5 protein-coding genes and 1 pseudogene are annotated in these 3,629 nt (G+C 55.6%); all 6 read left to right on the top strand.

The window, feature by feature from the left end; all coding sequences use genetic code 11:
- Positions 1-109: 109 nt before the first annotated feature.
- Positions 110-325, top strand: a pseudogene (locus ESZ60_RS20345) (transposase domain-containing protein); the annotation flags it as partial.
- Between the two features lie 745 nt (positions 326-1,070).
- Positions 1,071-1,394, top strand: a complete 324-nt coding sequence (locus ESZ60_RS20340; protein ID WP_134682472.1) for a hypothetical protein — start codon at positions 1,071-1,073, stop codon at positions 1,392-1,394.
- On the top strand, positions 1,391-1,738 hold the full coding sequence (locus ESZ60_RS20335) for a hypothetical protein (protein WP_134682471.1): 348 nt from the start codon (positions 1,391-1,393) through the stop codon (positions 1,736-1,738). Before ESZ60_RS20340 ends, ESZ60_RS20335 begins: the two co-directional genes overlap by 4 nt.
- Positions 1,739-1,954: 216 nt before the next feature.
- A complete protein-coding gene (locus tag ESZ60_RS20330; RefSeq protein ID WP_167620253.1) occupies positions 1,955-2,659 on the top strand; it encodes an HNH endonuclease in 705 nt (234 codons plus the stop codon).
- A gap of 105 nt (positions 2,660-2,764) precedes the next feature.
- The gene (locus ESZ60_RS20325; RefSeq protein WP_134682469.1) at positions 2,765-3,064 is read left to right on the top strand and encodes a transposase; all 300 of its coding nucleotides are present in this window, start codon (positions 2,765-2,767) and stop codon (positions 3,062-3,064) included.
- A complete protein-coding gene (locus tag ESZ60_RS20320) occupies positions 3,061-3,330 on the top strand; it encodes an IS3 family transposase (protein ID WP_167620252.1) in 270 nt (89 codons plus the stop codon). The genes ESZ60_RS20325 and ESZ60_RS20320 overlap by 4 nt, the downstream gene beginning before the upstream one ends.
- The last annotated feature ends 299 nt before the right edge of the window (positions 3,331-3,629 follow it).

The raw sequence follows: 3,629 nt of genomic DNA, 5'->3' as shown, positions 1-3,629 counted from the left end.
AACTGGCCGGACGCACGTCGGTCGACACGCTCGACCCGAAACTGTCGGCCGAAAAGCGCGTGCCAGCGGTAATGCACCTCAACAAATTGCCCGACATGGGCAGAATGAACGGGTGATGGCCCTAAACCGCAAGAATGCCCTCTTCGCAGGCCATGACGCCGGTGCCGAAAACTGGGCTGTCATCGCGTCGATGATCGAGACCTGCAAAATGAACGGCGTCGATCCCCACGCATGGCTGACAACCACGCTCACCGCCATCGCCAAAGACCATAAACAGAGCAACATCCAAGACCTGCTCCCGTGGAACTACGCAGTCACCGTGTGATCGGCACACCGCTTACCCCCCGCAACGGGGTGGGCTCTCTTCTTTTTTCAATCGTGTGCCCGTAGCTCGAACCCGGACCGGGTTCGGGTTCGTGGCCATTGAAAGCGCGAGCTGGAGGATTTCAAAATGCCCTCGAAGATGACTGCCGAACAGCTGGCCCTCTGGTGGGCCATTCAACAATCCGCTGAGGCCCGTAAACCGGTGAGCCTCGCATGATGTGTCTCGGGCTCAAGGTCCGCAAGGGCGTTCTCCGTGCGGACGGGTGGGCCATACAGGGGCTTTGAGAGCTTTTGGCTACCCATGTAGCCGGAAGGTGCGAGGAGGCCATTTCTGGTGGCCACGTCCGCACGGAAAAGTGGTATCGAGTGACGCTGGTCGGATTCGGGGACGGGTTCGACCAGTAGTTTGTTCGACTTCGCGAAGTCGAGACGGGTTTTCTAAAGAGTTTCTAACCTTCCTTTTTCTTCTAAAAGTAGTCTTGAAATAAAAAGAAGAGATTAGTCTTTAAGAAAATCAAAACTTCAAGAAGTTGAATAGAAAATAGGTAGAATTAGCGCCTCCGGCTTCATGACTATTTTTACCTCTCTATCCACTGACCACCACTGGTCTCACTCGAGCTCTCCAAGTTCGTGAAGTCTTAACCTGCTGATTTCCAGAACTAACTGCGAGTTCTCGCAGTCAGCTCTATTCAACCGACCAGCGCTGGCCTATGAGCCCGCTGGCCCCACTTCCGCTAGAGGAACCTATGACCCCCCTGCGAACCCAACTCCAAACCCTGTTCGCCACTGCACCCGAACCCCTCACGATGGCCCAGATCCGGCCCCGCGTTTCTGCAATGCGGGACACCTCCATCTACATGGCCCTGAACCATCTGGTCTATGATGATCTCATCCAGCGCCACGAGACTTCCCCGCTGACGTGGAGCCTCACACCCCCGCTCGCTGAGAACCCGAAGGAGGTGCTCTTAAGTCAGCTGCCGCTGATCAGCGAGCCCACCTCCGAACTGCAAGCCCTCGAAGCCGAAGGGCTCATCGTTTCTGAAAGCGTTATCCGTTGGAGGATCAAATGAAAGAATGTCTGCAACATATCCAGAACCTGGCCACTGCAAAGCTCGGCAAGGCCCCCTACCTGCCCCCGAACCTGATGCTGTTCCTGAACACCGGCTGGCATGCCGGCTGCCACATGATGGCATACGGTGACGAGCTCGGCATAGAAGTGCACCCTGACATTATCTTCGATTGCCAAAAACCGATTCGCTGCCCGCCTAGAATAGAGGCGATTACGAATATTCATGAGCAACGGCATTTGCTTCCATCCATAAATCTCGACGGCTTGACGGGCGATCGTAAAATCAACCCAAGTCGAGTTAAAGTAGAGAAACACAAAGTTGACGTGGAGAAATATTCGAGTTAAAGTCGAAGTATATAGATGAAAGATTTCGACCTGAAAACGAAAGTAAGACATAACTCACGCCGAGACTTTCCTTCAGTCAACGCCTTATATCGACTTGTAAACACGTCAAATGGATTGATTCTTCTCACCTGCGACTACCGAAGATAGAAGGGGGAATATTTAATATTGACGGACATAGAAAAATCTGACCTTCTCGTCTAAATGATGGAGGGGAACATGGACGATCTTAGCAGCAGATCAGACGATCCAGACAAGCGTATGTTTTTCATTCCAAATCGGCGCCCACGTTCCAGCCCGCCGGATGTTCGCGATAACTTACGCGCCTTCGTTGCAAGCCACGACTTTCGCGATCTCACTGCAGCGAATTATCGGGAATGGAAAAATGCTCGCTTCAGCGTTGACACCATAAGACGCACGTTTGGTAGTTGGGGGAATGGACTGAAGGAAGTAGGTGCGGCGCCGCCAAAAAAGTCGATCCGCGTAATGAGCGACCATGTTCTGCTCGCTATTTTCCGGGATATTTGGGTATACACCTACAAAAGGCACGAAAAATCGCCATCGGTAATTCATGTGAAGGAGTATGCCAAAGCGCACCCGGAGCGATCTGTCTCAGTCACCACGCTGACAAGAAGATTTGGCCCCTATAAAAAGTTTGTCGAGGAATTTGCACGCTATGCGACCGGAGAGATAGATTACGCCGCACTCGTCAAGAATTGTCGTCCCCCAAAAAAGGTACGACAGCACGTCCCTTTGAAGGTCAGATTTGAAATCTTGGAACGAGACAAAAGATGCATTACATGCGGAACAGCTGCGGAGCTTGAAATCGATCACATCATACCGGTTGCGAAGGGTGGGACGAGTTGTAAGTCGAACCTTTGTGTTCGCTGTAGAGCCTGCAATCATGGCAAGGGCGTCAGATAACCTCTGATCCGACCCCCCAACCTTGGACCGCCCGAAGACAGAGTCTGACCTTGCCCCGTGATCCCGGACTGGGAGTTAATTTACTCTCAGCGCAGGGGATCAAGGATGAGCAAGGGACCACGTCGCCGGTTCACGGCAGAGTTCAAGGAGCAGGCGGTCGCACGTCTGTCAAAATCTGGGGCGACGCAGGCCAGCGTCGCGCAGGAACTTGGTATCACCTCGTCGCAGCCGAAGGGCTGGCGGCTTGAGCTTGAGGCCGCGGGCTCCGCCGAGGCCGTTCGGCGCCAAAAGGCCGAGGCTGCGGAGTTGGCCGAGCTGCGCCGCGAGAACCGTCGCCTGAAGGAAGAGGTGGAGGTGATGCGCAAGGCATCGGCTTTTTTCGCGCAATGGGCGGCGAAACCATGAGCGCGAAACTCGCCTTCATTGCCGCCCGTGCTGCCGAACACGGCATCCGTCTCATGCGCCGGCTTCTGCGTGTCAGTCCGAGCTGGTTTCATGACTGGCGCGCCGCCGCCCCGAAACGGGCGGCGCGCCAGGCGGCAAGGGACGTGCTTGCCGCGAAGATCCGCGCGATCTTCGAGGGTAGCAAGCGCCGCTACGGTGCCCCGCGTATCCATGCCGAGCTGCGTGCCGAGGGCTTGCGGTCGCGCGGAAAACGGTTGCCAAACTGATGAAGGAGAACGGATTTAGGCCACCTCGCCGCGCCCGCGCGGTGCCGCGGACGACGGACAGCCGTCACCAATTCGGCATTGCCCCGAACCTTCTGAAGCGGAACTTCCGGGCGACGGCAGCCGACCGGATCTGGCTCGCGGATATCAGCTACGTTCCGACCGACGAGGGCTGGCTTGGTAATCCTCCCCGTTTTAACGGGGCGCAGAAGTAGACCTCAGGCAGCCATTTTCAGTTTCTGGGCGGGTGTGATGCCGCCGATGCCCATGTTGGGGCGCTCGTTGTTGTAAGTCCATAGCCA

The organism is Paracoccus ravus (assembly GCF_004522175.1).
In the GTDB taxonomy this organism is placed as follows: Bacteria; Pseudomonadota; Alphaproteobacteria; order Rhodobacterales; family Rhodobacteraceae; genus Paracoccus; species Paracoccus ravus.
The sequence above is the reverse complement of the archived record's forward strand: the minus strand, read 5'-3'. Positions and strand labels throughout refer to the sequence as shown.

Excerpts from the sequence above, each read along its gene's own strand:
- ESZ60_RS20340 (WP_134682472.1), top strand. The coding sequence starts at position 1,071 with ATGACCCCCCTGCGAACCCAACTCCAAACCCTGTTCGCCACTGCACCC.
- ESZ60_RS20335 (WP_134682471.1), top strand. The coding sequence starts at position 1,391 with ATGAAAGAATGTCTGCAACATATCCAGAACCTGGCCACTGCAAAGCTC.
- ESZ60_RS20330 (WP_167620253.1), top strand. The coding sequence starts at position 1,955 with ATGGACGATCTTAGCAGCAGATCAGACGATCCAGACAAGCGTATGTTT.
- ESZ60_RS20325 (WP_134682469.1), top strand. The coding sequence starts at position 2,765 with ATGAGCAAGGGACCACGTCGCCGGTTCACGGCAGAGTTCAAGGAGCAG.
- ESZ60_RS20320 (WP_167620252.1), top strand. The coding sequence starts at position 3,061 with ATGAGCGCGAAACTCGCCTTCATTGCCGCCCGTGCTGCCGAACACGGC.